The organism is Oleiphilus sp. HI0125, assembly GCF_001635355.1.
Genome location: NZ_LWGF01000085.1, coordinates 1 through 894, shown reverse-complemented (window position 1 = coordinate 894; position 894 = coordinate 1). Strand labels below are relative to the sequence as shown.

Genomic DNA, 894 nt, shown 5'->3' with positions numbered 1-894 from the left:
TCTTGCTTCTAATGAGTGGATCAACGGAGAGTCAGCTTCGGTTGCAGATTTTGCGGTGTATCATCCGATTTGGTTGCACTTGAGCGCATCCCGCTCTGAGTTAAAAGCAGGACCAAATACAATACGTTGGTACACGGCGGTTACGCAGTTGGGTGAAGGAACACGACAGGAGATTACGCAAAACGACGCATTCTCTATCGCGAAAAGCTCAACACCACGTGCGTTGCCAGCGGAAGCAAGCGATAACGAATTTGAGCTTGGTCAAATGGTGAATGTGGCTCCGAGTGACTATGGTTGCGTACCTGTTGCTGGCAAGCTTGTAATGGTGTCGGAGGATCGCATTATTCTTGCACGCGAGACGCAAGAATTTGGTACTTTGCATGTCCACTTTCCACGACAAGGTTACGATATTTCTTGATAAGATCTTACCGCGTCATATAGCCGTATAACTAGCGCATAATGAAAGTTGTTAGTTAAAGGAAATGCCATGCTCACTGTCTTTTATGATGGAACTTGTCCACTCTGTGCTAAGGAGATGAACGCTTTGCGTGCCTATGATGAGAAAGCGAAACTTAATCTTGTCGACATCCATAGCGAGGCATTTTCTTCACATCCTGATATAGACCCAACGGCAGCTATGACGATTTTACACGGCAAGATCGACAATCAAATTATCTTGGGTCTAGATGTGACGGCAGCGGCGTGGAAGACGGTCGATAGAAAGCCTTGGGTTCAGGCCTTACGTTGGCCAGTGATTCGTTGGTTTGCTGATCGAGCCTACCTTTGGTTTGCGCGAAATCGTTATCGATTGTCTTGGATGCTAACCGGGCGAAGCCGCTGCGCGACAGGCCAGTGCGACATTCGAACCTCAAAAGAGGACAAGGCATGAAACGT

The 894-nt window shown here is 47.8% G+C and carries 1 protein-coding gene and 1 pseudogene; both read left to right on the top strand.

The genetic code is table 11. The annotated features are described in order from the left end of the window. Positions 1–418, top strand: a pseudogene (locus A3762_RS26825) (hypothetical protein); the annotation flags it as partial. Positions 419–487: 69 nt separating this feature from the next. Continuing rightward, positions 488–889 (top strand): thiol-disulfide oxidoreductase DCC family protein, encoded by a 402-nt coding sequence (locus A3762_RS01430; protein ID WP_068473968.1) that lies wholly within the window; start codon positions 488–490, stop codon positions 887–889. The last annotated feature ends 5 nt before the right edge of the window (positions 890–894 follow it).

Excerpts from the sequence above, each read along its gene's own strand:
- A3762_RS01430 (WP_068473968.1), top strand. The coding sequence starts at position 488 with ATGCTCACTGTCTTTTATGATGGAACTTGTCCACTCTGTGCTAAGGAG.